This window comes from Pseudescherichia sp. (assembly GCF_031979925.1).
In the GTDB taxonomy this organism is placed as follows: domain Bacteria; phylum Pseudomonadota; class Gammaproteobacteria; order Enterobacterales; family Enterobacteriaceae; genus Pseudescherichia.
On the sequence record NZ_DALZFB010000014.1, the window covers coordinates 39171 to 64169 of the forward strand.

Genomic DNA, 24999 nt, shown 5'->3' on the forward strand with positions numbered 1-24999 from the left:
ACTTTGCACAATTTCTTTAATGACGTTCTTTAACGACGAGTGTGCAATGAAACGAGAGCTTGCTATTGAATTTTCCCGCGTGACGGAAGCGGCTGCGCTGGCCGGTTACAAATGGCTGGGCCGGGGCGATAAAAACGTTGCCGACGGCGCGGCGGTGAACGCCATGCGCATTGTGCTCAATCAGGTCAACATTGACGGCACCATCGTGATTGGCGAGGGTGAGATCGATGAGGCACCGATGCTCTATATCGGCGAGCGCGTCGGTACCGGTCAGGGCGACGCGGTAGATATTGCCGTCGATCCTATCGAAGGCACCCGCATGACAGCGATGGGCCAGGCCAACGCGCTGGCGGTGCTGGCCGTGGGCGACAAGGGTAGCTTCCTGAATGCGCCGGATATGTATATGGAGAAGCTGATTGTCGGCCCTGGCGCAAAGGGCGCTATCAATCTTAACCTGCCCCTGGAAGAGAACCTGCGTAACGTGGCTGCCGCGCTTGGCAAGCCGCTTAGCGAGCTAACCGTAACCATCCTGGCGAAGCCGCGCCACGATGCGGTTACCGAACAGATGCAGCAGCTCGGTGTGCGCGTGTTTGCCATTCCGGACGGCGACGTGGCGGCCTCGATTCTGACCTGCATGCCAGACAGCGAAGTGGACGTGCTCTACGGTATCGGCGGTGCACCGGAGGGCGTGGTCTCCGCCGCCGCCATTCGTGCGTTGGACGGTGACATGCAGGGTCGCCTGCTGGCACGCCATCACGTGAAGGGCGACAGCGAAGAGAATCGCCGCATCGGCGAGCAGGAGCTGGCGCGCTGTAAAGAGATGGGGATCGAGGCGGGCAGCGTGCTGCAGCTGGATGACATGGCGCGCAACGATAACGTGATTTTTTCCGCCACCGGCATCACCAAGGGCGATCTGCTCGACGGCATTAGCCGCAAGGGCAATATGGCCACCACCGAAACCCTGCTGATCCGCGGCAAGTCCCGTACTATCCGCCGGATCCAGTCGATTCATTACCTCGATCGCAAAGATGCGGACGTGCAGCGCTACATTCTCTAAGGTCATTTGATCAATCGAGCTTTCCGGCCCGCCTGGGCTGGAAAAGTTCGCTTTAAGCGACGAAGATAAGGCTATACAGAACAGGAGACGATCATGGCGGATTGGATTACAGGAAAAGTTACGAAGGTAGAATTTTGGACCGACGCGCTCTTTAGCCTCACCGTTCATGCTCCCATCCACCCCTTCAAAGCGGGCCAGTTTGCCAAGCTGGGCCTGGAGATTGACGGCGAGCGCGTGCAGCGCGCCTACTCCTACGTTAACGCTCCCAGCGATCCTAATCTTGAGTTTTATCTGGTCACCGTGCCGGACGGCAAGCTTAGCCCACGCCTTGCGGCGTTGAAGCCGGGCGATGAGGTGCTGATCGTGAGCGAGGCCGCCGGGTTCTTTGTGCTGGAGGAGATCCCCGAGTGCGAAACGCTGTGGATGCTGGCAACCGGGACGGCCATCGGCCCCTACCTCTCAATTCTGCAGGAGGGTAAGGACCTGGAGCGCTTTAAAAACCTGGTGCTGGTTCATGCCGCACGCTATGCCGAGGATCTCAGCTATCTACCGCTGATGCTGGAGCTGCAAAAACGCTACGAGGGTAAACTGCGCATTCAGACGGTAGTCAGCCGCGAAACGGTAGCCGGTTCGCTGCATGGACGCGTACCGGCGCTGATTGATAGCGGTGAGCTGGAGAGTGCCGTCGGACTGACGATGCGGGCAGAGGACAGCCATGTGATGCTGTGCGGGAATCCGCAGATGGTACGTGATACTCAGCAGCTGCTGAAAGAGACCCGGCAGATGGCTAAACACCTGCGCCGTCGTCCGGGCCATATGACCGCTGAGCACTATTGGTAATTAACGGGTCTGGTAACTAACGGAACTTAACGTCCAGCGTCGTTTTACCAAACTTGTTTTCGCCCGGCGTGCCAAGAAACGCGCCGAGGTCGACCAGCAGCATGACCAGAATCAGCGTTGGGATAAAGCGCCCTACCGCCCACGTCCAGACGCCACCTAACACATCCCAACGTCCGGCCAGCAGCATCCACGCCAGGATCAGCAGCAAGGCCCAATAGCCTGATTTACCGCGATCGTGCAGCCGTTTTACCACTACGCAGGTGGTTGGCCAGAGCAGGCTCACCAGCGCAAAGGCTGCCAGCTGCAGATCCACCAGCCCGCTTCCCGCCAGCGAAAAGAGTGCCACCATCGACAACGCCCAGAGCGCTATCCAAATCCAGAAGTCACGGCGTCCAATACGCCCTTTAAATGAGAATAACCACTGCTGTATGGTCATGTAAGGTTCCTTATAATCGTAGTGCTGCGTAGTTTACCTTACTCGGCTCAGCTTTTGACAAGCCAGACGGTTATCGTTTTAATCGGGATAGCTAAACAGAGGGAGAGATCATGAAAAAATGGAGCGTATTACTGACATGGCTAATGTTTTGTCTGCCTGCGCTGGCGGTAGAGGTTCCCCTTGCTGCCACGGCCCCCTATCTGCTGGCAGGCGCGCCAACCTTCGATCAGTCCATTAGCCAGTTCCGCGAGAAGTTTAACGCCGATAACCCTGGGCTGGCGCTAAACGAGTTTCGCGCCATTGAATCACGCAACGACCGCGCCAATCTGACCCGGGCCGCCAGCAAAATCAACGAGTCGCTTTACGCCTCCACGGCCCTTGAGCGCGGCACGCTAAAGATTAAGTCGATGCAGATCACCTGGCTGCCCGTTCAGGGACCCGAGCAGAAGGCGTCAAAAGCTAAAGCGCTGGAGTATATGGCCGCAGTGTTACGCGCCTTTTCACCCCAGCTATCCAAAGCCAACAGCCTGCAAAAAGTGCAAAAGCTGCTGAACAGAGGCAAAGGCAAAGCCTGGTATGCCGAGACGGAAGGCGCGCTGCGCTATGTTGCAGCAGATAACGGCGAAAAAGGGCTGACCTTCGCTGTTGAACCGATTAAGCTGACGCTATCTGATAGTGCTGAAGGTAACAATAAATGATAAAAAGCAAAGCCTTTGCAGGGATGAATCTCTATACTGTTTGACAACCATGCTGCCTGTAAACGGCAGCCATATTCCTTGATTCGCTGACAAAGCGTGGAGAATAAAAATGCGACATCCTTTAGTGATGGGTAACTGGAAACTGAACGGCAGCCGCCAGATGGTAAACGAGCTGGTAGCTAACCTGCGTAAAGAGCTGGCTGGCGTCACCGGCTGCGGCGTAGCAATCGCGCCGCCGGCAATGTATCTGGATCTGGCGAAACAGGCCGCAGCGGGCAGCCACATTATCCTCGGCGCGCAGAACGTTGACGTGAACCTCTCCGGCGCATTTACCGGTGAAACATCCGCGGAGATGCTGAAAGACGTTGGCGCGCAGTACATCATTATCGGCCACTCTGAGCGTCGCACCTACCACGCCGAGTCTGACGAGCTGATCGCGAAAAAATTCGCCGTGCTGAAAGAGCAGGGTCTGATCCCGGTTCTGTGTATCGGTGAAACCGAAGCAGAAAACGAAGCAGGCAAAACCGAAGAAGTATGCGCACGCCAGATCGACGCCGTACTGAAAACCCAGGGCGCAGCCGCGTTCGAAGGCGTTGTAATCGCCTATGAACCGGTATGGGCCATCGGTACCGGCAAGTCAGCGACCCCGGCGCAGGCGCAGGCGGTGCATAAATTTATCCGTGACCACATTGCAAAAGCTGACGCGAAAGTGGCTGAGCAAGTGATCATCCAGTACGGTGGCTCGGTTAATGCCTCTAACGCGGCTGAACTGTTCACCCAGCCGGATATCGACGGCGCGCTGGTTGGCGGTGCTTCCCTGAAAGCTGACGCGTTCGCCGTGATTGTGAAGGCAGCGGAAGCGGCTAAGCAGGCGTAATCCTGCAGTGACGGGGGATCTTCTCCCCCGTCATACTCTCGTTCTGCATTACCAGTATCCTAACCAGTGCCACCAGAAGGCACCGGTAACGCCCCAAATCAGCAGGTTGATCACCGACATCACCAGCCCCGTTTTCCACCACTCCGCAAGCGTAACGTAGCCGGAACCAAAAATAATGGGTGCCGTGCCCGTTCCATAGTGCGTCAGCGACATCATCAGCGACGAAGAAAAACCGAGCATTAAACCAAGCAGCGCAGGCGGCGCGCCCAATCCCAGCCCCGCAGCAAAGAAAGCGGCAAACATGGCGGTAATATGCGCGGTGGTGCTGGCGAAAAAGTAGTGAGAATAGAGGTAGATAAGGATCAGAAGCAGCGTCGCGATGCTCCAGTGCAGGCCTAAGTGACTGATAGCGCTGCCAACGCTCGTCGCCAGCCAGCTCACAAGCCCCAGCTTGCTCAGAAACTCTGCCATCATAACCAATGCGGCGAACCAAACGATGGTATCCCAGGCCCCGCGGCACTTAAGAATATCCTCCCAGCTTAATACCCCAGTGAGTAAAAGAATGGACAGGCCGATTAGCGCTGCGCTGGTTGGGTTCACGCTCCAGCTGCTCCCCATTATCATGGCTGGCACATCAGCCCACAGGCAAAGCAGTAAAATGAAGACCGCCAGGGTAATCTTCTCGGCGAGGGATAGGGGACCAAGCGCATCCAGCTTTTGCCGGGCAAAACGTGGCGCGTCTGGCGTGCGCGTTATCGCAGGCGGATAGATCCACCAGATAACGATCGGCATGACAATTAGCGATATGACTGCCGGAAGCAGGGCGGCGATGGCCCACATCCCCCAGGTCATATTCAGTACGCCATCGCTACCTTTGGTTAAAAAGCTAACAATCAACGGGTTTGGCGCAGTTGCAGTGATGAACATCGCAGACGTGATGGGGTTAATGTTGTAATTCACCAACGCCAGATAACGCCCCGTCGAGCCGTTTTCACTGTCGCCGGGCTGAGAGCCAAGGCTCTCTGCAATTGCCCGCATAACAGGATGGATAATGCCGCCGCCGCGTGCAGTATTGCTTGGCGTCACCGGTGCAATCAGCGTTTCCGCCAGGGTTAAGGCCCAGGCGATCCCCATTGTCCGCTTGCCAAACAAGGCAATAAATCCGTAGCCGATACGCGCTCCCAGACCCGTTTTAAGCAAACTTTGCGAAAGCATAATCGACAGGCCAATCAGCCAGATCAGTTGGTTAGAGAAGCCGCTCAGCGCATCGCTAAGCGCCGCCGCAGGTTTACCGGGGTGGGTCACGCCGGTCATCGCCACCAGCATAATCGCCACTATGGCAATAGCGCCAATGGGCATGGCTTTACCGATGATCGCCGCAATGGTACCGATAAACAGCGCCAGCAGCTGCCACGCCGCAGGCGTCACATCGGCAGGTACAGGAATAACAAACGAGATGGTCAGAGTGATAGCAATAGCAATGATGGCGGGCCAACATCGTACCGGGGTTAAATTGTCCATAAATCCATCCTTGAATGTTCAGCGCGCAGATGCGCGCCGTGGTATTAACCAGCATCACCAAGGATAAATCCCTCTATTACCTCACAAAATTTAAGGATTAAGAGACCGACTTTCGCAGAAGAGGATTAGAGTTTTCCCAATACCTGATACCACAGATAATCCAGCGGCAGCAGCACCAGATACGTTGCCACCGCCAGCGCCAGACAGAGCAGCATCCCCGCCCGTGCAGGCACCTTGCCTAACGCCATCGCCACCACGATGGGCGAGGCCTGGTACGGCAGCAGCGGCGTTGAATACCCCAGCACCTGAATCATAATCACCGACAGTAGCGGGAACCCGGTAGCATCAGAAAAGCTCTGGGCCAGGGTGGTATAGAGTGCCGGAACACCGTTGGCGGTCATAATAAAGTTAAGCGCGGTGGTAATCCCGGTCAGGGCCAGGAAGCTGGTAAATGGGTTTTGTGGATCGAGCGGCATTATATGCAACAGCGCGTCGCCTACGGCGCGGCCAATGCCGGTTTGCGTCACCGTGATCGCCAGGCCTAAAATCCCCGCCACGTAGATACAGGTCCGGATGTTCACCCCTTTGGAGAACTCCTCCCCGTTAATAAAGCCGATACGCGGCAGTAGCGTGACGCAGGCCGCCGCCAGCCCGGTCCAGGCCGGGCCAATGCCATGCCAGCTCTCTGTCACCCACAGGATAAGTACGACTGCCAGCATCCAGGCAAGCCGCTTCTCATCTCGGCTCATTGGCGTAACAGGTTCGAGATCGCGTGCCGCGTGGGGTTTGCCAGGAAAGAGCCAGCAGATGAGCGCAATCAGGATCAGCCCCTTCAACATGCCCAGCACCGGGGTGTGCAGCAGCAGATAGGGCACATAGTTGAGATGGATACCAAAGGCCCCTTCCGCCGCGCCGCTCATCACCAGGTTCGGCACGTTAGCCGGCAGGATGGTAGCAGAGAGCTGAAAAGTACCAAAACCCACCGCCAGCGCCAGGCCAAACCACGCCCGTGACCCCTCGTGGATCCCGGCGCGCGCCGCCATCGCGGCAACAATGGGCATCAGCAGGGCGATGCGTCCCATGTTCGACGGCATGACAAAGGCCAGGGCGTAGCTCAGCAGCACGACGCTACCCACCATCAGCAGCCACGAATCAGTCAGTTTCGCCGAGATCGCCCTCGCCGCCCGGTCCGCCAACCCGGTTTTGCGGATCGCCACGCCCAGCACGAAGCCGCTAAAGACCAGCCAAAACGCCGACGAGGCAAAGCCGCCGAAGATAACCTCCGCCGGTGCGATTTTGGCTACCATCGCGGCGGCAAAGAAGAGTAACGCGGTAATAAATTCCGGCAGCAGAGAGGCAGCCCACAGCACGATGGTGATGCCGATAATCAGCGAGGGAAGGAACAGAGGGTGCGTTAACCAGAGTGACATGCCTGTCTCCTGCTATTTTTTCACCGAGTCTACGGCGGCAGGCAGGTTCAGTAAACGCCATTAATAGTGGGGCAAAAAAAACGGCCCCACAGGGCCGTTAGTCTTAACGCTTGCTGATTTGGTCGAAGGTGCCACCGTTAGAGAAGTGGTCTTTCTGAGCTTTTGTCCAGCCGCCAAACTCATCATCAATAGTGAACAGCTTAAGTTTCGGGAACTCGCTGTCATATTTCTTTGCCACGTCCGGGTTACGCGGGCGGTAGAAGTTTTTCGCCGCAATCTCCTGCCCTTCCGGGGAGTAGAGATACTTCAGATAGGCTTCGGCTACGGATTTGGTCTCTTTTTTATCAACCACTTTGTCAACCACGGAGACGGTCGGCTCGGCGAGAATAGATTCGCTTGGGGTGACAATTTCAAACTTGTCTTTGCCCAGCTCGTTGGTGGCCAGCAGCGCCTCGTTCTCCCAGGCGATCAACACGTCACCGATGCCGCGCTCAACGAAGGTATTGGTCGCCCCACGTGCGCCGGAGTCCAGCACTTCCACGTTCTTGAACAGCGATTTCACGAACTCCTGCGCTTTAGCCTGGTCATTGTTGTTGTGGTGCAGAGCATAACCCCACGCCGCCAGGTAGTTCCAGCGTGCACCGCCGGAACTTTTCGGGTTCGGCGTGATCACCGAGACGCCCGGCTTAATCAGATCGTTCCAGTCGTGGATCTGTTTTGGGTTGCCTTTACGCACCAGGAAAACGATGGTGGAGGTATAGGGCGCGGAGTTATCCGGCAGACGTTTGATCCAGTTTTTATCAATGCGTCCACGCTCGGCAATGGCGTCAACGTCATAGGCCAGCGCCAGGGTCACCACGTCGGCTTCAATACCGTTGATGACGGAGGTAGCCTGTTTGCCTGAGCCGCCGTGCGACTGGCGAACAGTCACGTTATCACCGGTCTCCTGCTTCCAGTGTGCGCTAAATGCTTTGTTGTACTGCTCGTACAGCTCACGCGTTGGATCGTAAGAGACGTTTAAAAGCTGAATGTCCTTTGCCAGAACGCTGCCGGAGGCCAGCAGCAAAGTTAACCCTACACCCCATTTGTTCATCGCTCACTCTCTTATGTTGAGTTGTGTTGTGATGGAGTCAGCGTGCCAGAAAGCGAATGAATGATTAAAGAATAAAAAAAGATTGGCTATAACGTAGGGGAATAAAGCGAGCGTCCCTCCCCGGTTGGGGAGGGAGCATAGTGAATCAGTAAAGCTTCTTAGCGCAGTCCAGCCAGTCGCCTTTGAACGGACGCTTCATATTTTCGATAGCGTCGATGATGTCATGATGCACCATCTTCTCGTTCTGAATACCGACGCAGCGGCCGCCGTGGCCCTGCAGCAGCAGTTCAATGGCGTAGGCACCCATACGGGAGGCCAGAATACGGTCGTAAGGAACCGGAGAGCCGCCGCGCTGGATGTGGCCGAGAACGGTGGCACGGGTTTCACGCTGGGTTTCAGATTCGATGTACTTCGCCAGCTCGTCGATATCGCAGATATGCTCGGTAATGGCAACGATAGCGTGCTTTTTACCCTTCGCAATCCCAGCCTTGATTTCGCTCACCAGATCTTCACGGTTAAACTCAACTTCCGGCAGGACGATAAACTCACAACCACCGGCAATAGCCGCCGCCAGGGTCAGATCGCCACAGTAGCGGCCCATTACTTCAACGATGGAGATGCGCTGGTGGGAAGAGGAGGTATCGCGCAGGCGGTCGATCGCTTCAACGACGGTATGCAGCGCGGTAAAGTAGCCGATGGTGTAGTCGGTACCGGCAACGTCGTTATCGATGGTGCCCGGCAGGCCAATACACGGGAAGCCCATCTCGGTCAGGCGTTTTGCCCCCATATAGGAGCCGTCGCCGCCGATGACCACCAGCGCGTCGATGCCGCGTTTTTTCATGTTTTCGATAGCCACTGCGCGGACGTGCTCTTCACGGAACTCCGGGAAGCGAGCAGAGCCAAGGAACGTGCCGCCACGGTTGATCATGTCGGAGACGCTATAGCGGTCGAGCTGCACCATACGGTCTTCATACAGGCCTAGATAGCCATCGTAAATGCCGCAGACTTCCAGACCTTCAGTCAATGCGGCCCGGACTACGCCACGAATTGCAGCGTTCATGCCAGGCGCATCACCGCCACTTGTCAACACACCGATTTTCTTAATCATGACTACCTCTGAACTTAGGAATGCAAAATAAATTCTTGCCCGAAGCGACGCCCTGGGGAGTGAATAGCTATGCTGCGCATAGTATATCAATCTCTCATGGCTGAATTGATTCAGGTCAGACCAAATGGCGGTAATTTATACACAAAATGCTGGTCTGGCTCACTTTTTTACACCTTGTAATCGGGTCTCTACGCAGGAGACTCATCCCTGGGGTACCACGGAACAGGGGTCCTGATGAATTATCACATCTGAACCCGGAAAACGGCGCAAAATTGCCTCTTCGACCTGCTCAGCGACCAGGTGCGCCTGAACAAGCGGGAGGTTATCGTCCATTTCCAAATGAATCTGAATAAAGCGGGTCGGCCCTGACTGCCGCGTGCGAAGATCGTGTGCCCCACTGACGCCAGGCCAACGGGTAACGATAGCGATAATTTCCTGCCGCTCCTCATCGGGCAGGGCGCGATCCAGCAGCGACTGAACCGCTTCATACCCCATGCGCAGTGCGCTGTAGAGGATATACGCCCCGATACCTAGCGCAAAGAGCGCATCCGCTCGGTGCCAGCCATACCAGGACAGGCCCAGCGCGACGAGAATAGCGCTATTCATCATAACATCAGACTGATAATGAAGCATATCGGCGCGCACGGCCTGGCTTTGCGTTTTTCGTACCACCCAGCGCTGAAAAGTGACGAGGATCACAGTACATACCAGAGCAACCAGGGTCACGATGATGCCAATCTGCGGCGCGTTCATCGGCTCCGGGCGGGCAAGATGCTGAATGCCGGTTAAAAAGAGAAACAGCGCTGAGCCGGAGATAAACATGCTCTGCGCCAGCGCCGCCAGCGACTCGGCCTTGCCGTGTCCGAAGGTGTGCTCATCATCTGCTGGCTGTAGCGAATAGCGCACCACCAGCAGGTTGGTCAGCGAGGCGGCGATATCTACCAGCGAATCCACCAGCGCCGCCAGCACGCTCACCGATCCGGTGTACCACCACGCAAAAATTTTAATTACCAGCAGCAACGAGGCCATTACCGTTGCGGCAATAGCTGCCCGGCTTACTAGCCGTCCATACATTTGATTCATACGCACTCCTGCCCGGACACAGCAGGTAGTATAACGGATGATAAATCAGGCAATGTGACAAAAAACGGGGCTGTTTAACACGCTGTGAGGAGATTAAGGGCAAAAAAAACCCCCTCATCATGAGGGGGAAGACAGGGATGGTGTCTATGGCAAGGAAAACAGGGTTGTTACTGGTTACTACTTACTACCGGTACTGCTACTCGATAACGTTAGCGGAGAGCCCTGCTGCAATTTTGCAACGTCGCGCAGCTGGTCGATCCGCTGTTGGTGCTTGTCATGTAAAACCGCCTGTTGCTCTGGCGTGAGCAGGTGATACATCTGGTTGCGGACCCGGGCCATTTCGACCTGGCGAGCAACCTGCTCCTGCGCCATTTTTTCTGCCTGAGCACGCACGGCGTTTTCATCAAAATTTTCTGCGGTCACAAGGTCGTGCATCGCCTCGATTTCGCTAACATTAACAGGGGGCAGCTTATGCCTCGCCTGCTGCATCAAATCACGCAGTTGCTGGCGCTGTTGCTCAGTTAAACTGATGCCGTCAAACATGTGGCTCTGAGTGCTGCGCGGCGCAAGCTCTTCAGATGCGTGCCAGTTATCGCCTGTTACGACTTCAGCTGCGTGGCCAACAGTACTTAACGCCAGCGTTGAGGCCATGACGGCAGCGGTAACAATGCGCATCACTTGCTCCCAAAATTGTTTGTGTCGCCAATCAACTGAACTCAGTCTACGATTCAGGCTGCAAACTAGCGTCAGGGGGTGTAAAACAACGTAAAGTCATGGATTAGCGAGCCTTGATGACGTAATTTCTGCCTCGGAGGTATTTAAATAATGAATAAAATTTTGTTAGTTGACGATGACCGAGAGCTTACTTCCCTTTTAAAGGAGCTGCTCGACATGGAAGGCTTCAATGTGCAGGTTGCCCATGATGGGGAGCAGGCGCTCGACCTCCTGGACGACAGCATCGATCTGCTTTTGCTCGACGTAATGATGCCAAAGAAGAATGGTATCGATACTCTTAAAGAGCTACGACAGACACACCAGACCCCCGTCATTATGCTGACGGCGCGCGGTAGCGAGCTGGATCGCGTTCTCGGCCTTGAGCTGGGCGCGGACGACTATCTGCCTAAACCCTTTAACGATCGCGAGCTGGTGGCCCGTATACGCGCGATCCTGCGCCGTTCCCACTGGAGCGAGCAGCAGCAGAACAGCGATAACGGCTCACCGACCCTGGAAGTGGACGCCCTTAGCCTCAATCCGGGCCGTCAGGAGGCCAGCTTTGATGGCCAGTCGCTGGAGCTGACCGGCACCGAGTTCACCCTGCTCTACCTGCTGGCGCAGCATCTGGGCCAGGTGGTCTCCAGGGAACACCTTAGCCAGGAAGTGTTGGGTAAACGCCTGACGCCGTTCGATCGTGCGATCGATATGCATATCTCTAACCTGCGCCGTAAGCTGCCGGAGCGTAAAGATGGTCATCCATGGTTTAAAACGCTACGCGGACGCGGCTATCTGATGGTTGCGGCTTCATGATAGGAAGTTTGACGGCACGCATCTTTGCTATTTTTTGGCTGACGCTGGCACTGGTGCTGATGCTGGTGTTAATGGTGCCCAAGCTGGACTCCCGGCAAATGACGGAGCTGCTGGATAGCGAGCAGCGCCAGGGCATTATGATTGAGCAGCACGTTGAGGCGGAGCTGGCCCTCGATCCGCCAAACGATCTGATGTGGTGGCGGCGGCTGTTTCGCGCGATTGATAAATGGGCTCCGCCGGGGCAGCGTCTGCTGCTGGTGACCAGCGAAGGCCGGGTGATCGGCGCTGAACGTAGCGAAATGCAGATCATTCGTAACTTTATTGGTCAGGCGGATAACTCCGACCATCCGCAGAAGAAGAAGTATGGACGGGTAGAGCTGGTAGGGCCGTTTTCCATCCGCGACGGGGAAGATAACTACCAGCTCTACCTCATCCGTCCTGCAAGTAATTCGCAGTCCGATTTTATCAACCTGCTGTTTGACCGGCCGCTCCTGCTGCTGATTGTCACCATGTTGATCAGCTCCCCGCTGCTGCTGTGGCTGGCGTGGAGCCTGGCCAAACCGGCGCGTAAGCTAAAAAACGCGGCGGACGAGGTCGCTCAGGGCAACCTGCGCCAGCATCCAGAGCTGGAAGCCGGGCCGCAGGAGTTTCTTGCTGCCGGGGCCAGCTTTAACCAGATGGTAAGCGCCCTTGAGCGGATGATGACCACCCAGCAGCGCCTGCTCTCTGATATCTCCCACGAGCTGCGCACGCCGCTGACGCGTCTACAGTTGGGCACTGCCCTGCTGCGCCGCCGCAGCGGTGAGAGCAAAGAGCTGGCCCGTATTGAGACCGAGGCGCAGCGTCTCGACAGCATGATCAACGATCTGCTGGTGATGTCGCGCAACCAGCAAAAAAATGCGCTGGTGAGCGAGACCGTTAAGGCTAATCACCTGTGGAAAGACGTGCTGGATAACGCCGCGTTTGAAGCCGAGCAGATGGGCAAGTCGCTTACCGTCAACTTCCCGCCGGGGCCATGGCCGCTGTACGGTAACCCAAATGCGCTGGAGAGCGCGCTGGAGAATATCGTGCGTAACGCCCTGCGCTACTCGCATACGAAGATTGAGGTGAGTTTTGCGGTGGATAAAGAGGGCGTAACGGTTAACGTTGATGATGACGGTCCGGGCGTTAGTGCGGAAGATCGCGAGCAAATTTTCCGTCCGTTCTACCGTACTGATGAGGCACGCGACCGTGAATCTGGCGGCACCGGGCTGGGGCTGGCGATTGTTGAGACGGCTATTCAGCAACATCGCGGCTGGGTTAAAGCAGACGATAGCCCGCTGGGCGGCTTACGCTTAACCATCTGGCTACCGCTGCATAAGCGTTCCTAGTCTCAACGTACATAGTATCAACGTACATAGTATCAACGTACATAATATCAAGGCCGGGCAACCCCGGCCTACGCTTTCCTGCCCCATAGTCTGGGCGCAAAGCTCTCAATTTTGCCGCTAAGGCGTCGTTTCTGCATGGTTCTGGCCCAGCTCACCGAGAGACCGGCGGCAGAGAGCAGACGATGATACTGCTCGTCGTCAAACGGCAGATGCCAGGCGATGGCCGCCGCCTCGTGGACGCTCACCTCGCTACAGCGGGACACCAGCTCAAGGGGCGCATCACCGGAGACGCTGCCGGGGGCAATCACCCGGTAGAGCCAGCCCGTGCGGCCGCTCTCCTGCATCAGAGAGGAGAGATCGTGGATGGCAAAATGGTAGTTAACTTTGAAGCAGGGCGAGCGCGGCTGGGTGACCTGAATCAGCGCCTCACCCCAGCGAAAGATATCCCCGATGTAGACGTTCTGCTCGGTCAGCCCCTCGGTAGAGAGGTTCTCGCCAAACGCTGGAGCGACAAAGAGCTCCGCCTGCTCAGGAAACGCGTTTGCCCAGTGGCGATAATGCTCGCGCGGATAGTGGCACAGGGCGCGATCCGGCCCGCCGTGGATCTTCTTCTCCGCCTGTTGGTCGCCCGCAAGCCCCAGCTCGGTTAGCGTCAGTTCGCCGTTAACCTGCACCTTGGCGATGGCGCTTGGCCGACTGCCTTCGTAATCCCTTACTTTGCCTGTAAAAACGTTAACCTGATGGTGCATTGCAGCGCCTTACCCCCGATACAAAAAAAGCGAGTCATCAGACTCGCTTTTCACCGGAAGCAATGCAACCTTATTTTTTAGCAGCGAAACGGGCAGCAGCTTCGTCCCAGTTTACAACTTCCCAGAATGCCTTGATGTAGTCCGGGCGTTTGTTCTGGTATTTCAGGTAGTAAGCGTGCTCCCACACGTCCAGACCCAGGATCGGGAAGCCGGATGCGCCAGAAACAGCTTCACCCATCAGTGGGCTATCCTGGTTCGCGGTAGAGACAACAGCCAGTTTGTCGCCTTTCAGTACCAGCCATGCCCAGCCGGAGCCAAAGCGGGTTGCTGCTGCTTTCTCGAACTCTTCTTTGAATTTCTCAACGGAGCCGAAGTCGCGCTCGATAGCGGATTTCAGTTCGCCCTGCAGGGTCGTGCCGGTTTTCAGGCCTTTCCAGAACAGGCTGTGGTTGGCGTGGCCGCCTGCGTTGTTGCGCAGTACGGTTTTCTTGTCAGCCGGAACCTGATCCAGTTTGGCGATCAGCTCTTCTACCGGCAGGTTAGCCAGCTCCGGCAGGCTTTCCAGCGCGGCGTTGGCGTTGTTAACGTAGGTCTGGTGATGTTTAGTGTGATGGATTTCCATCGTCTGCTTATCGAAGTGCGGTTCCAGTGCATCATAAGCGTACGGCAGTGATGGCAGTGTGTAACTCATAATCATCTCCATTAATTGTCGGGCGGCGATTGTTAATGCCGCGTAAGCAGTTGGTTCATTATAGTTAATTAAGTGATATTGAAAATGTTTATCAATGCCGTAGTTTTTATATGGTTATAACCTTTTGTTATGTACTCGTGAGCGCCCTGCTGCGGTGCCGCCATTGACTAGGCGTCACGCCGGTTTCACGGGTAAAAACCACGGAAAAATAGTTGCTGTCTTCAAAACCACAGCGTGTTGCAATCTCACCGATCATCAGCTCGGTATGCTGCAACAGATACTGGGCATGGCAGATGCGCAGCTGGCGCAGATAGTGATTAATTGTCATGCCGGTCTGAGTACGGAACTGCTGACGTAGTGTACGCTCACTGCACTGATTTTGCTCGCAAAATTGCTCAAGAAAAAATGCACGGTTGAGGCTGCTGGCCAGGGCCGTGATGAGCTTATCCAGCAACGCTTCGCTGCTGGTCGCCGAGAGGTTGTCAGTAGCGTAGCGATGGCGTTTGAGGGTTAAGACGAGCTGGGCAAACAGGGTTTCTGCCAGCGGATCGGAGAGCGGATCGGTTTTTGCGCTCTCGTGCTCCAGCTGGCTAATTACCTGCCGCGCCTGAGCCATGCCGCTGCTGCCAATGCGCCAGTAGGGTATCGGCTCCCCGCCGTTCAGGCCTGGAATATGCGCGGCCCAGTCAAGGTTAAGCGTCAGCCGCTCCGGGCAGTAGATGATGTTTTGCAGCACCAGATCGTTTACCGAGGCGTAGGCGTGACGGTCCTCGGCGCGGATATAGAAGAGATCGCCCCGGGTTATGCGGTAAGGACGATCGTTAAGGATATGCAGGCCGTTGCCGCGCCAGACCAGCACCAGCTCGTTAAACTCGTGAGAGTGCTCAGCAAAGACGTTCTGCGGATAGCGATCGGCCACCGCGACCGCCTGCCCAGGCCTGGCAAAAAAATCATCTCTCCGCAGAATTAACTGACCTGCCACAGCGTCACCTCAACAGCCTTCAACCTTCTATATTTAGCTGTTTTCTGGCAAAAAAACGGTGATTGCCTTCTCGTTTACGGCTATTGCAGCGGCGTGTCCCGACCCTGGCGGATATCCCGTGGTGACCAGCTAAACTCGCGGCGAAAAAGCGTCGAAAAGTGATTGCTGTCGCCGAAACCGCAGCGAAACGCGATATCGGTAACGCTCTCGTCGCTGTGGCGCAGCAGGTGGCGGGCCTTAATCAAACGCAGACGGTTGAGGTAGCGCTGTGGCGTCATGCCCGTATGCTGCTTCAGCTGGCGGTGCAGCGTACGCAGGGAGAGCGAAAAACGGTTGGCAAGGGAGTCCCAGCAGACCTCATCCGCAAAGTGATCCTCCAGCCATGCCATCATCTGGTTCAGACGGGCATCGTTATTAACGGCTCCCTCCTCAAGGCTGCTTTTACGCAATAGTACTAATAGCTGCATAAACAGCATCTCCCGGCTGGCAAGGGCTGCGGTCCCCTCCTCCTCGCTGCTCTGCTCCATCTGGCTGACAATCTGTCGCACCTGCTGTAGCGCCCCCTGATTAACCCGCCAGTGGGAGGCATAGTGGCCGTCCTGCTCCTGAGGCAGCAGCTGGTTCAAACCCGCTAAAAACTGAAAAGCCTCTGGCGAGCGGTAGAGCACGTTAGTCAGACAGAGATTATCCGTATGCTCGTAAAGATGCCTGTCATGGTCGCGTATAAAGCAGACGCTGCCCCCGCTAATGGAGTAGGGCTGGCCGTTAAAGACGTGAATGCCCGTGCCATGCTCAACAATAACAATCTCATGGAAATCATGGTGATGTTCAGGAAACGCTGACTGGGGAAGGCGCGGCTCGATAGCCACAGGCGTTTTACCTGACGGAAAAAAATCCACGCTGTGTAGTACGGTCATGATGGCTTCCTGAAATGGAGAACATGCCGAAAATAGTAATGAAGGGCTGACAATCCCACCTTGAATTTTTGACGCCAAAGCGCGCAAACCCGGTCGCTTTTTTAAGAAACGGTGGGAAAGATCGGGAAATGCGGTTGGCGTCACATCCGCTGCGAGAGGCGTCATTGCCGGGAACTGTGAACGCTATCACGTTCATCTTTGCTTTCTTGCCAGCGCCTGATTTCGCCTGTCCATAGCAAGAAGGTGCGCCGCTGAAGGGATCCTTAGACTGTCTGCAATGACTCTCAGAAGGACTCCACTATGACCTTTCGCCATTGTGTCGCGGTCGATCTCGGCGCATCCAGTGGACGCGTAATGCTGGCGCATTATGACAGCGCACAGCGTACCCTGGCGCTGCGTGAAATTCACCGCTTCGTCAACTGCCTGCAAAACGTGGACGGCTTTGCTACCTGGGATATCGATAGCCTGGAAGATGAGATTCGCCTTGGGCTCAACAAGATCAGCGAACAGGGCAGCCAAATAGACAGCATTGGCATCGATACCTGGGGCGTGGACTATGTGCTGATTGATAAACAGGGTCATCGCGTCGGTCTGCCGGTGTCATACCGCGACGGTCACACCCATGGCGTGATGGCCCGCGCCCAGGCGCAGCTCGGCAGAGAGACAATCTACCAACGCAGCGGCATCCAGTTTCTGCCGTTCAACACTCTGTACCAGCTGCACGCTTTCGTTGATCAACAGCCAGCGCAGGCGGCGCAGGTGGCTCATGCCCTGCTGATCCCGGACTACTTCAGCTTCCGCCTGACGGGCAAGATGAACTGGGAGTATACCAACGCCACCACCACCCAGTTGGTCAACATCAATAGCAATGACTGGGATGACGTCCTGCTGGCCTGGACCGGCGCTGACAAAGCGTGGTTTGGCACACCGACCCAGCCGGGTAACGTGATTGGCCACTGGCGAAGCCCGCAAGGAGACGAGATCCCCGTCGTGGCTGTCGCCAGCCATGATACCGCCAGCGCGGTGATCGCCTCGCCGCTGGGCGACGCGGACAGCGCCTATCTCTCCTCCGGCACCTGGTCCCTGATGGGCTTCGAGAGCAAAACCCCCTATACCAACGAGGCGGCGCTGGCGGCCAATATTACCAACGAGGGCGGTGCCGAAGGGCGCTACCGGGTGCTGAAAAACATCATGGGCCTGTGGCTGCTGCAGCGCGTGTTGAAAGAGCAGAACGTGACCGACCTGCCCGCCCTGATTGCCGATACCGAACAGCTTACGCCGTGCCGGATGCTGATCAATCCCAATGATGAGCGCTTTATCAACCCGGAAAACATGAGCGCTGAGATCCGGGCCGCCTGCCGTGAATCCGGCCAGCCGGAGCCAGACGGTCCCGCCGGACTGGCGCGCTGCATCTTCGACAGCCTTGCCCTGCTCTACGCCGACGTGCTGGGCGAGCTTGCAGCGCTGCGCGGCAAGCCGTTCAGCCAGCTGCATATCGTTGGTGGCGGCTGCCAGAACCGCCTCCTTAACCAGCTCTGTGCCGACGCCTGCGGCGTCACCGTGGTTGCTGGCCCCGTCGAAGCCTCGACGCTGGGCAATATCGGTATTCAGCTGATGACCCTGGGCGAGCTGAACAACATCGAGGCTTTCCGCCAGGTTGTAACGGCCAATTACGACCTGACCACCTTTAATCCACAACCTGACAGTGAAATTGCCCGCCACGCTGCGCAGTTTCAAGCCAAACAACAGAGAAAGGAGCTTTGCGCATGACCACTCCAATTGAACAAGCCTGGGAACTGGCTAAGCAGCGGTTTGCCGCGGTAGGCGTTGACGTTGAGGAGGCGCTGCGCCAGCTCGATCGGCTGCCGGTTTCCATGCACTGCTGGCAGGGCGATGACGTTGCCGGGTTTGAGAACCCGCAGGGCGGCCTGACCGGCGGGATTCAGGCCACCGGCAACTATCCCGGCAAAGCGCGCAGCGCGCAGGAGTTGCGGGCCGATCTTGAGCAGGCCCTGAGCCTGATCCCAGGGCCAAAGCGCCTGAATCTGCATGCCATCTACCTGGAGTCGGAGACGCCGGTAGAGCGTAACGCCATCAGGCCCGAGCACTTTAAAAACTGGGTGGAGTGGGCAAAAGCGCAGAAGCTGGGCCTGGACTTTAACCCCTCCTGCTTCTCGCACCCGCTGAGCGCCGATGGGTTTACCCTCTCCCACGCCAACGATGAGATCCGCCAGTTCTGGATCGACCACGTTAAAGCCTGCCGTCGCGTCTCGGCGTACTTTGGTGAGCAATTGGGCACGCCGTCGGTGATGAACATCTGGGTCCCGGATGGCATGAAGGACGTCACCGTTGACCGCCTCGCCCCGCGTCAGCGTCTGCTCGCCGCGCTGGATGAGGCCCTGAGCGAAAAGCTGAGCCTTGACCATCACATCGATGCCGTAGAGAGCAAGCTGTTCGGCATCGGTGCGGAGAGCTACACCGTCGGCTCGAACGAGTTTTATATGGGCTATGCCACCAGCCGCCAGACTGCGCTCTGCCTGGATGCGGGGCACTTCCACCCGACGGAGGTCATCTCCGACAAAATTTCCGCCGCCATGCTCTATATTCCGCGCCTGCTGCTGCACGTTAGCCGCCCGGTGCGCTGGGACAGCGATCATGTCGTGCTGCTGGATGACGAAACCCAGGCCATCGCCAGCGAAATCATCCGCCACGATCTCTTTGACCGGGTGCACATCGGGCTCGACTTCTTTGATGCTTCCATCAACCGCATTGCCGCATGGGTGATCGGCACCCGCAACATGAAAAAGGCCCTGCTGCGCGCCCTGCTGGAGCCGACCGGCCAGCTGCGCACGCTGGAGGCCGAGGGCGATTACACCGCCCGCCTGGCGCTGCTGGAGGAGCAAAAATCGCTGCCGTGGCAGGCGGTATGGGAGATGTACTGCCAACGCCACGATACCCCGGCGGGGAGCCAGTGGCTGGACAGCGTACGGGCGTATGAGAAAGAGATTTTAAGTAACCGTAAATAAACAGTAGGCCGGGTAAGCGCAGCGCCACCCGGCATTTTTAAGGAACACACAGACTATGCAGAACATACAAGATTCATGGTTCGTTCAGGGGATGATCAAAGCCACCTCTGACGCCTGGCTGAAGGGCTGGGACGAGCGCAACGGCGGCAACCTGACCCTGCGCCTGGACGACGCGGATATTGCCCCGTTTGAGGCCGAGTTCCACGCCAGCCCGCGCTATATCGCCCTGAGCCAGCCGATGCCGCTGCTGGCCAATACGCCGTTTATCGTTACCGGCTCCGGCAAGTTTTTCCGTAACGTGCAGCTCGATCCGGTCGCTAACTTAGGGATCGTTAAGGTCGACAGCGACGGCGCGGGCTACCACATTCTCTGGGGGCTGACCGACGAAGCGGTTCCCACTTCCGAGCTGCCGGCACACTTTCTCTCCCACTGCGAGCGCATCAAGGCCACCGACGGTAAAGACCGTGTGATTATGCACTGCCACGCCACCAACCTGATCGCCCTCACCTATGTGTTGGAAAACGATACGGATGTGATCACCCGCAAACTGTGGGAAGGCAGTACCGAATGCCTGGTTGTGTTTCCTGACGGCGTTGGCATTCTGCCATGGATGGTCCCGGGTACTGATGAGATCGGTCAGGCCACCGCCGGACAGATGTCGCGGCACTCGCTGGTGCTGTGGCCGTTCCACGGCGTCTTCGGCAGCGGTCCGACGCTGGATGAAGCCTTTGGTCTGATCGATACCGCTGAGAAGTCTGCCGAAGTACTGGTGAAGGTCTACTCGATGGGCGGCATGAAGCAGACCATCACTCAGGAGGAGCTCATTGCCCTTGGCAAACGCTTTGGCGTCACCCCGATGGCCAGCGCTTTACAGCTTTATAAATAAGAACATCGCGCCCCGCTCAATGAGACGGGGCGAAGCCACACCTGCAAGCCCTACAAACTAACTCAATATCAGTGGAGTAAAAGCAATGAATATAAAGACAAGCTTGATCCTCACCGTTGCCGCCCTGGCGTTGTCCGGTTCCGCTTTAGCAGAAGTTAAAATTGCCCTGGTTGCCAAATCCCTCGGCAATGGTTTTTTTGAGGCAGCGAACGTCGGTGCCCAGGAGGCGGCCAAAGAGTTAGGGGATGTTAAAGTCATTTATACCGGCCCGACCACCACCACGGCAGAGGCACAGATCGAAGTGCTTAACGGTTTGATCGCTCAGGGCGTGGATGCGATCGCCATCTCGGCGAACGATCCTGACGCCGTCGTGCCGGTGCTGAAAAAAGCGATGCAGCGCGGGATCAAAGTCGTCTCGTGGGACTCCGGCGTGGCAAAAGCGGGCCGCCAGATCCATCTCAACCCGTCCAACAACGCCTTGATTGGTGAAACCAACGTTAAGCTTGCTGCCGAGGCGTTGAAAGCGCTGAACGTGGAGAAAGGCGACGTGGCGATCCTCAGCGCTACGCCAACCTCAACCAATCAGAACATCTGGATTGAAGAGATGAAAAAGGTGCTGCCGAAGTACCCCTCTATCAACCTGGTGACGGTGGCCTACGGCGATGACCTCTCCGATAAGAGCTATCGCGAAGCGGTCGGCCTGCTGAAAACCTACCCGGACCTGAAGGTAATTGTCTCTCCCTCCTCAGTAGGCATCGTGGCCGCCGCCCAGGCGGTGAAGGATCAGGGCAAGATTGGCAAGGTGTACGTCACCGGCTTAGGCCTGCCGTCTGAGATGGCGGGCGCGGTGAAGTCCGGCGCAACCAAGAGCTTTGCTATCTGGAACCCGATCGATCTGGGTTACGCAGCCACCTACCTGGCTGACGATCTGGTGAAAGGCACCGCAACCAAAACCGAAGCCAATATGGGCAAGCTCGGCAAGGTGAAGCTGGACGCTGACGGCAGCGGCGCGATGGCTGAGCCGTTCGTCTACGATGCCAGCAACATTGATAAGTTTTCCAAGATTTTCTGATGTGATTTGTAGGACGGATAAGCGCCAGCATCAACCGCCGTTCTGCCGGATGGCGCTGCGCTTATCCGGCCTACGATCCCCCGTCGATACGGAGACTTATCATGACACCACTGCTTCAGCTCAAGGGGATCACCAAGGTGTTCCCCGGCGTGCGCGCCCTTGAAAACGTACAGCTTGACCTCTGGCCTGGCAAAGTCACCGCGCTGATTGGTGAAAACGGGGCAGGCAAATCCACGCTGGTCAAAGTGATGACCGGCATCTATCAGCCTGAAGAGGGCGAAATCCTCTATAAGGCGATCCCCATTCAGCTTCCGACGCCGGAATCCGCCCATCGGGTCGGTATCACGGCGATCCACCAGGAGACCGTGCTGTTTGATGAGCTGTCGGTGACGGAGAACATTTTTGTCGGCCAGTATCTCTATACGGGCTTTTTGAAAAAGCTCGACTGGCCCGCCATGCACCAGAAGGCACGGGAGATCCTCGCCCGCCTCGAAGTACAGATCGATCCCCACGCGACCCTGAAAACCCTGAGCATTGCCCAGCGCCACATGGTCGCTATTGCCCGCGCCCTCTCCTTTGACGCGCAGGTGGTGATCCTCGACGAACCCACCGCCGCGCTCTCCCAGCACGAAATTCTGGAGTTCTACCAGATCGTTGAGCGCCTGAAGCAGGAGGGCAAAGCGATTCTGTTTATCTCCCACAAGTTCGACGAGATTTTTGAGCTGGCGGATCACTACACCATCCTACGCGACGGGGTATACGTCGGCTCCGGGGCGATGAGCGAGATCAGCGAAGAGCGAATGGTGGCGATGATGGTAGGCCGGGCCATTATCCAGACCTATCCCAAGATCGCCTGCGATCCTGGCGAAACGGTGCTGGAGGTGAAGGATCTCTGCCATCCCACCGAGTTTGCCCACATCAGCTTTACCCTGCGCAAGGGTGAGATCCTCGGCTTTTACGGACTGGTCGGCGCAGGCCGCACCGAGCTAATGCAGGCGCTCTCCGGCGTATCGCGTCCCTCTTCCGGCGAGATCGTGCTTAACGGTAAAGCGGTGCAGTTCCACCAGCCTGCGGACGCCATCCGGGCCGGTATCGTCTGCGTGCCGGAAGAGCGGCAGAAGCAGGGGGCGATCATTGCTCTGCCTATCGCCCAGAACATCAGCCTGCCGCAGCTCAGCAAGCTAAACCCGAACGGCGTACTGCACGACGACCGTGAGTGGCAGCTCGCCGACGAGTACGCCAAACGGCTCCAGGTTAAAGCGTTCAGCTGGAAACAGCCGGTGGAAACGCTCTCCGGCGGCAATCAGCAGAAGGTGGTGATCGGCAAATGGCTCGCCACGCACCCTGACGTCATCATCCTTGATGAGCCGACCAAAGGTATCGATATCGGTTCGAAGGCCGCCGTACACCAGTTTATGTCCGAGCTGGTGGGCCAGGGGCTGGCGGTGATCATGGTCTCTTCGGAGTTGCCGGAGGTGATGGGCATGGCCGACCGGATTGTGGTGATGCATGAGGGGCGGATGGTCGCCGAATACGCAGCGGGCGAAGCCACAGCAGAGACCATCGTCAGCGCCGCCAGCGGTGCGAAACAGGAGGCTGCATAATGTGGCAACAACTGCTTAAAAACCGCGAGGCGCTGCTGGCCGCGGTGATCGTCCTGATGGTGCTGGCTATCGGCAGCCGTGTGCCGTCGTTTATCGCGCCCGGCAACCTGGCGGAGATTTTTAACGATACCGCGATCCTGATTATTCTCGCCCTCGGCCAGATGATGGTGCTGCTGACCAAGGGCATCGACCTGTCGATGGCCGCCAACCTGGCGCTGACCGGGATGATCGTCGCCCTGCTCAACTTCCACCACCCTGACATTCCGGTCTGGGCGCTGCTGATCCTGGCGACCGGCCTTGGACTGGTGATGGGCATGATCAATGGCCTGCTGGTGTGGAAGATGGGGATCCCGGCGATTGTGGTCACCCTCGGCACCATGAGCATCTATCGCGGGATTATCTTTCTGCTCTCCGATGGAGGCTGGATCAACTCCCACCAGATGAGCGGCGACTTCCTTGCCCTGCCGCGCACCAGCGTGCTGGGGCTGCCGCTGCTGAGCTGGTGCGCCATCGCCGCGCTGCTGGTGGTGGGCTACTTCCTGCGCTACAGCCGCACCGGGCGGGCGCTCTATACCGCCGGTGGCAACGCCACGGCAGCATACTACACCGGCATCAACGCTGGAAAAATGCAGTTCGTCAGCTTCTGCCTCTCGGGGGCGCTGGCCGGTTTCTGCGGCTACCTGTGGATCTCCCGCTTCGCCGTGGCCTATGTCGACGTCGCCAACGGCTTTGAGCTACAGGTGGTGGCTGCTTGCGTGATCGGCGGGGTCAGCACCATGGGCGGTACGGGACGCGTGCTGGGCTGTTTATTTGGGGCGCTGTTCCTCGGCGTGATCAATAACGCGCTGCCGGTGATCGGTATCTCACCCTTCTGGCAGATGGCCATCTCTGGCACGGTGATCGTCATAGCGGTTCTGCTTAACGAGCGCGGCAATAAACGCAAAGGACGACTGATCCTGCGCGATGCGGCGCTGGCCCGACAAAAACAGGCGGTGAAACCATGAGCAAAATGTTAACCACTGATACAGTGAAGAGCCTGCCTGAGAGCCAGCCGTTTTTGAAGCGGCTCCTGTGCTGGGAAGGTTTTTTACTCGCCGTCACGCTGCTGGTGTTTTTAATTAACGCCTTCGCGTCGCCCTACTTCCTTGATATCTGGAACCTCTCCGACGCCACCTTTAACTTTACCGAGAAGGCGATCATCGTGCTGCCGATGGCGATGCTGATCATCGCCCGGGAGATTGACCTGTCGGTGGCCTCTACCATTGCCCTCAGCTCTACCATCATGGGTTTTTGCGCCCAGGCGGGGGTGGATACGCCGCTGCTGGTGATCGTGGGGTTAGGCGTGGGCCTGCTGTGCGGGCTGTTCAATGGTCTGCTGGTGACGCGGTTTAACCTCTCCTCCATCGTCATCACCATCGGCACCATGAGCCTCTATCGCGGTATCACCTACATTCTGCTCGGTGATAAGGCGCTGAACGACTATCCCGAAAGTTTTGCCTTGTTCGGCCAGGGCTACGTCTGGGGGGCGCTGTCATTTGAGTTTGCGCTCTTTATCGTACTGGCGGGCATCTTCGCGTTCGTGCTGCACCGCACCAACTTTGGCCGCCGCACCTACGCCATCGGCAATAACCCGACCGGGGCGTGGTACTCCGGTATCAACGTCAAACGCCACAATCTGCTGCTTTTTGCCCTGGTAGGGCTGATGGCCGGGCTGGCCTCGGTGCTGCTCACCTCGCGCCTCGGCAGCACCCGCCCCACCATCGCCACTGGCTGGGAGCTGGCAGTGGTCACCATGGCGGTGCTGGGTGGGGTCAACATTCTCGGTGGCTCCGGTAGCATGGTGGGCGTGATTATCGCCGCCTTCCTGATGGGACTGGTGACCTTTGGCCTGAGCCTGCTCAACGTGCCGGGCATCGTCATGTCGATCATCATCGGCGCGATGCTGATTGTGGTCATCTCCCTGCCGATCATCACCCGCCGGATTTTGCAGCGAAGACGAATTTAAAAAAATCACAGTAATTAACGGAGATCTATC

General features: G+C 57.3%; 24 protein-coding genes. 13 read left to right on the plus strand and 11 right to left on the minus strand.

Features of this window, described 5'->3' with window-relative positions; genetic code table 11:
* The first annotated feature begins 46 nt into the window (after window positions 1–46).
* Both glpX and fpr read left to right on the plus strand, forming a co-directional pair.
* Window positions 47–1057, plus strand: a complete 1011-nt coding sequence (glpX, locus tag RTM13_RS18320; protein ID WP_312213950.1) for a class II fructose-bisphosphatase — start codon at window positions 47–49, stop codon at window positions 1055–1057.
* A 93-nt stretch (window positions 1058–1150) separates the two neighbouring features.
* Window positions 1151–1897, plus strand: coding sequence for a ferredoxin--NADP(+) reductase (fpr, locus tag RTM13_RS18325; RefSeq protein WP_312213952.1), 747 nt, complete (start codon window positions 1151–1153; stop codon window positions 1895–1897).
* A 16-nt stretch (window positions 1898–1913) separates the two neighbouring features.
* Here fpr and RTM13_RS18330 read toward each other — a convergent pair whose 3' ends face one another.
* Window positions 1914–2333 carry a DUF805 domain-containing protein gene (locus RTM13_RS18330; RefSeq protein ID WP_312213954.1) on the minus strand — a complete coding sequence of 140 codons (420 nt, stop codon included), beginning with the start codon at window positions 2331–2333 and terminating at the stop codon, window positions 1914–1916.
* A gap of 110 nt (window positions 2334–2443) precedes the next feature.
* Between RTM13_RS18330 and RTM13_RS18335 the strand changes: the two genes are divergently transcribed.
* Together RTM13_RS18335 and tpiA are read left to right on the plus strand one after the other, a co-directional pair.
* On the plus strand, window positions 2444–3031 hold the full coding sequence (locus tag RTM13_RS18335; RefSeq protein ID WP_312213956.1) for a DUF1454 family protein: 588 nt from the start codon (window positions 2444–2446) through the stop codon (window positions 3029–3031).
* Between the two features lie 109 nt (window positions 3032–3140).
* Window positions 3141–3908: a triose-phosphate isomerase gene (gene tpiA, locus RTM13_RS18340; RefSeq protein ID WP_312213958.1), complete on the plus strand. Its 768-nt coding sequence runs from the start codon at window positions 3141–3143 to the stop codon at window positions 3906–3908.
* Window positions 3909–3956: 48 nt separating this feature from the next.
* Here tpiA and RTM13_RS18345 read toward each other — a convergent pair whose 3' ends face one another.
* From RTM13_RS18345 to cpxP, 6 genes are all read right to left on the minus strand, one after another.
* Complete coding sequence (locus RTM13_RS18345) at window positions 3957–5429, minus strand: DASS family sodium-coupled anion symporter (protein WP_312213960.1); 1473 nt, start codon at window positions 5427–5429, stop codon at window positions 3957–3959.
* A gap of 125 nt (window positions 5430–5554) precedes the next feature.
* Window positions 5555–6859 carry an SLC13 family permease gene (locus tag RTM13_RS18350; protein WP_312213961.1) on the minus strand — a complete coding sequence of 435 codons (1305 nt, stop codon included), beginning with the start codon at window positions 6857–6859 and terminating at the stop codon, window positions 5555–5557.
* 103 nt (window positions 6860–6962) lie between these two features.
* A complete protein-coding gene (locus RTM13_RS18355) occupies window positions 6963–7952 on the minus strand; it encodes a sulfate ABC transporter substrate-binding protein (protein WP_312213962.1) in 990 nt (329 codons plus the stop codon).
* A gap of 145 nt (window positions 7953–8097) precedes the next feature.
* Entirely contained in the window at window positions 8098–9060 is a 963-nt protein-coding gene (pfkA, locus tag RTM13_RS18360; protein ID WP_312213964.1) for a 6-phosphofructokinase, read from the minus strand.
* Window positions 9061–9261: 201 nt separating this feature from the next.
* Window positions 9262–10143: a CDF family cation-efflux transporter FieF gene (gene fieF, locus RTM13_RS18365; protein ID WP_312213966.1), complete on the minus strand. Its 882-nt coding sequence runs from the start codon at window positions 10141–10143 to the stop codon at window positions 9262–9264.
* Window positions 10144–10320: 177 nt separating this feature from the next.
* Complete coding sequence (gene cpxP / locus RTM13_RS18370) at window positions 10321–10818, minus strand: cell-envelope stress modulator CpxP (protein ID WP_312213968.1); 498 nt, start codon at window positions 10816–10818, stop codon at window positions 10321–10323.
* Window positions 10819–10968: 150 nt separating this feature from the next.
* On the opposite strand from cpxP, the gene cpxR reads away from it, so the two are divergent.
* On the plus strand, window positions 10969–11667 hold the full coding sequence (cpxR, locus tag RTM13_RS18375) for an envelope stress response regulator transcription factor CpxR (RefSeq protein ID WP_042394556.1): 699 nt from the start codon (window positions 10969–10971) through the stop codon (window positions 11665–11667).
* On the plus strand, window positions 11664–13037 hold the full coding sequence (cpxA, locus tag RTM13_RS18380) for an envelope stress sensor histidine kinase CpxA (RefSeq protein WP_312213970.1): 1374 nt from the start codon (window positions 11664–11666) through the stop codon (window positions 13035–13037). Before cpxR ends, cpxA begins: the two co-directional genes overlap by 4 nt.
* A gap of 68 nt (window positions 13038–13105) precedes the next feature.
* Here cpxA and yiiM read toward each other — a convergent pair whose 3' ends face one another.
* From yiiM to rhaS (RTM13_RS18400), 4 genes are all read right to left on the minus strand, one after another.
* Window positions 13106–13786: a 6-hydroxyaminopurine reductase gene (gene yiiM / locus RTM13_RS18385; protein ID WP_312213972.1), complete on the minus strand. Its 681-nt coding sequence runs from the start codon at window positions 13784–13786 to the stop codon at window positions 13106–13108.
* Between the two features lie 70 nt (window positions 13787–13856).
* The gene (gene sodA, locus RTM13_RS18390) at window positions 13857–14477 is read right to left on the minus strand and encodes a superoxide dismutase [Mn] (protein ID WP_312213973.1); all 621 of its coding nucleotides are present in this window, start codon (window positions 14475–14477) and stop codon (window positions 13857–13859) included.
* Between the two features lie 127 nt (window positions 14478–14604).
* Window positions 14605–15459 carry an HTH-type transcriptional activator RhaR gene (gene rhaR, locus RTM13_RS18395; protein WP_312213975.1) on the minus strand — a complete coding sequence of 285 codons (855 nt, stop codon included), beginning with the start codon at window positions 15457–15459 and terminating at the stop codon, window positions 14605–14607.
* Window positions 15460–15539: 80 nt separating this feature from the next.
* Window positions 15540–16376, minus strand: coding sequence for an HTH-type transcriptional activator RhaS (gene rhaS, locus RTM13_RS18400; protein ID WP_312213977.1), 837 nt, complete (start codon window positions 16374–16376; stop codon window positions 15540–15542).
* Between the two features lie 300 nt (window positions 16377–16676).
* On the opposite strand from rhaS (RTM13_RS18400), the gene rhaB reads away from it, so the two are divergent.
* The 7 genes from rhaB (at window position 16677) to RTM13_RS18435 (ending at window position 24969) form a co-directional block, all read left to right on the plus strand.
* Window positions 16677–18146 (plus strand): rhamnulokinase, encoded by a 1470-nt coding sequence (gene rhaB / locus RTM13_RS18405; protein WP_312213979.1) that lies wholly within the window; start codon window positions 16677–16679, stop codon window positions 18144–18146.
* Window positions 18143–19402, plus strand: coding sequence for an L-rhamnose isomerase (gene rhaA, locus RTM13_RS18410; RefSeq protein ID WP_312213981.1), 1260 nt, complete (start codon window positions 18143–18145; stop codon window positions 19400–19402). The genes rhaB and rhaA overlap by 4 nt, the downstream gene beginning before the upstream one ends.
* Window positions 19403–19457: 55 nt before the next feature.
* A complete protein-coding gene (gene rhaD, locus RTM13_RS18415) occupies window positions 19458–20288 on the plus strand; it encodes a rhamnulose-1-phosphate aldolase (RefSeq protein WP_312213983.1) in 831 nt (276 codons plus the stop codon).
* Between the two features lie 85 nt (window positions 20289–20373).
* Window positions 20374–21360, plus strand: a complete 987-nt coding sequence (rhaS, locus tag RTM13_RS18420) for a rhamnose ABC transporter substrate-binding protein (protein WP_312213985.1) — start codon at window positions 20374–20376, stop codon at window positions 21358–21360.
* Window positions 21361–21461: 101 nt separating this feature from the next.
* Window positions 21462–22964, plus strand: coding sequence for a sugar ABC transporter ATP-binding protein (locus tag RTM13_RS18425; protein WP_312213987.1), 1503 nt, complete (start codon window positions 21462–21464; stop codon window positions 22962–22964).
* Window positions 22964–23968: an ABC transporter permease gene (locus RTM13_RS18430; protein ID WP_312213989.1), complete on the plus strand. Its 1005-nt coding sequence runs from the start codon at window positions 22964–22966 to the stop codon at window positions 23966–23968. The genes RTM13_RS18425 and RTM13_RS18430 overlap by 1 nt, the downstream gene beginning before the upstream one ends.
* Window positions 23965–24969: an ABC transporter permease gene (locus RTM13_RS18435; protein ID WP_312213991.1), complete on the plus strand. Its 1005-nt coding sequence runs from the start codon at window positions 23965–23967 to the stop codon at window positions 24967–24969. The genes RTM13_RS18430 and RTM13_RS18435 overlap by 4 nt, the downstream gene beginning before the upstream one ends.
* The last annotated feature ends 30 nt before the right edge of the window (window positions 24970–24999 follow it).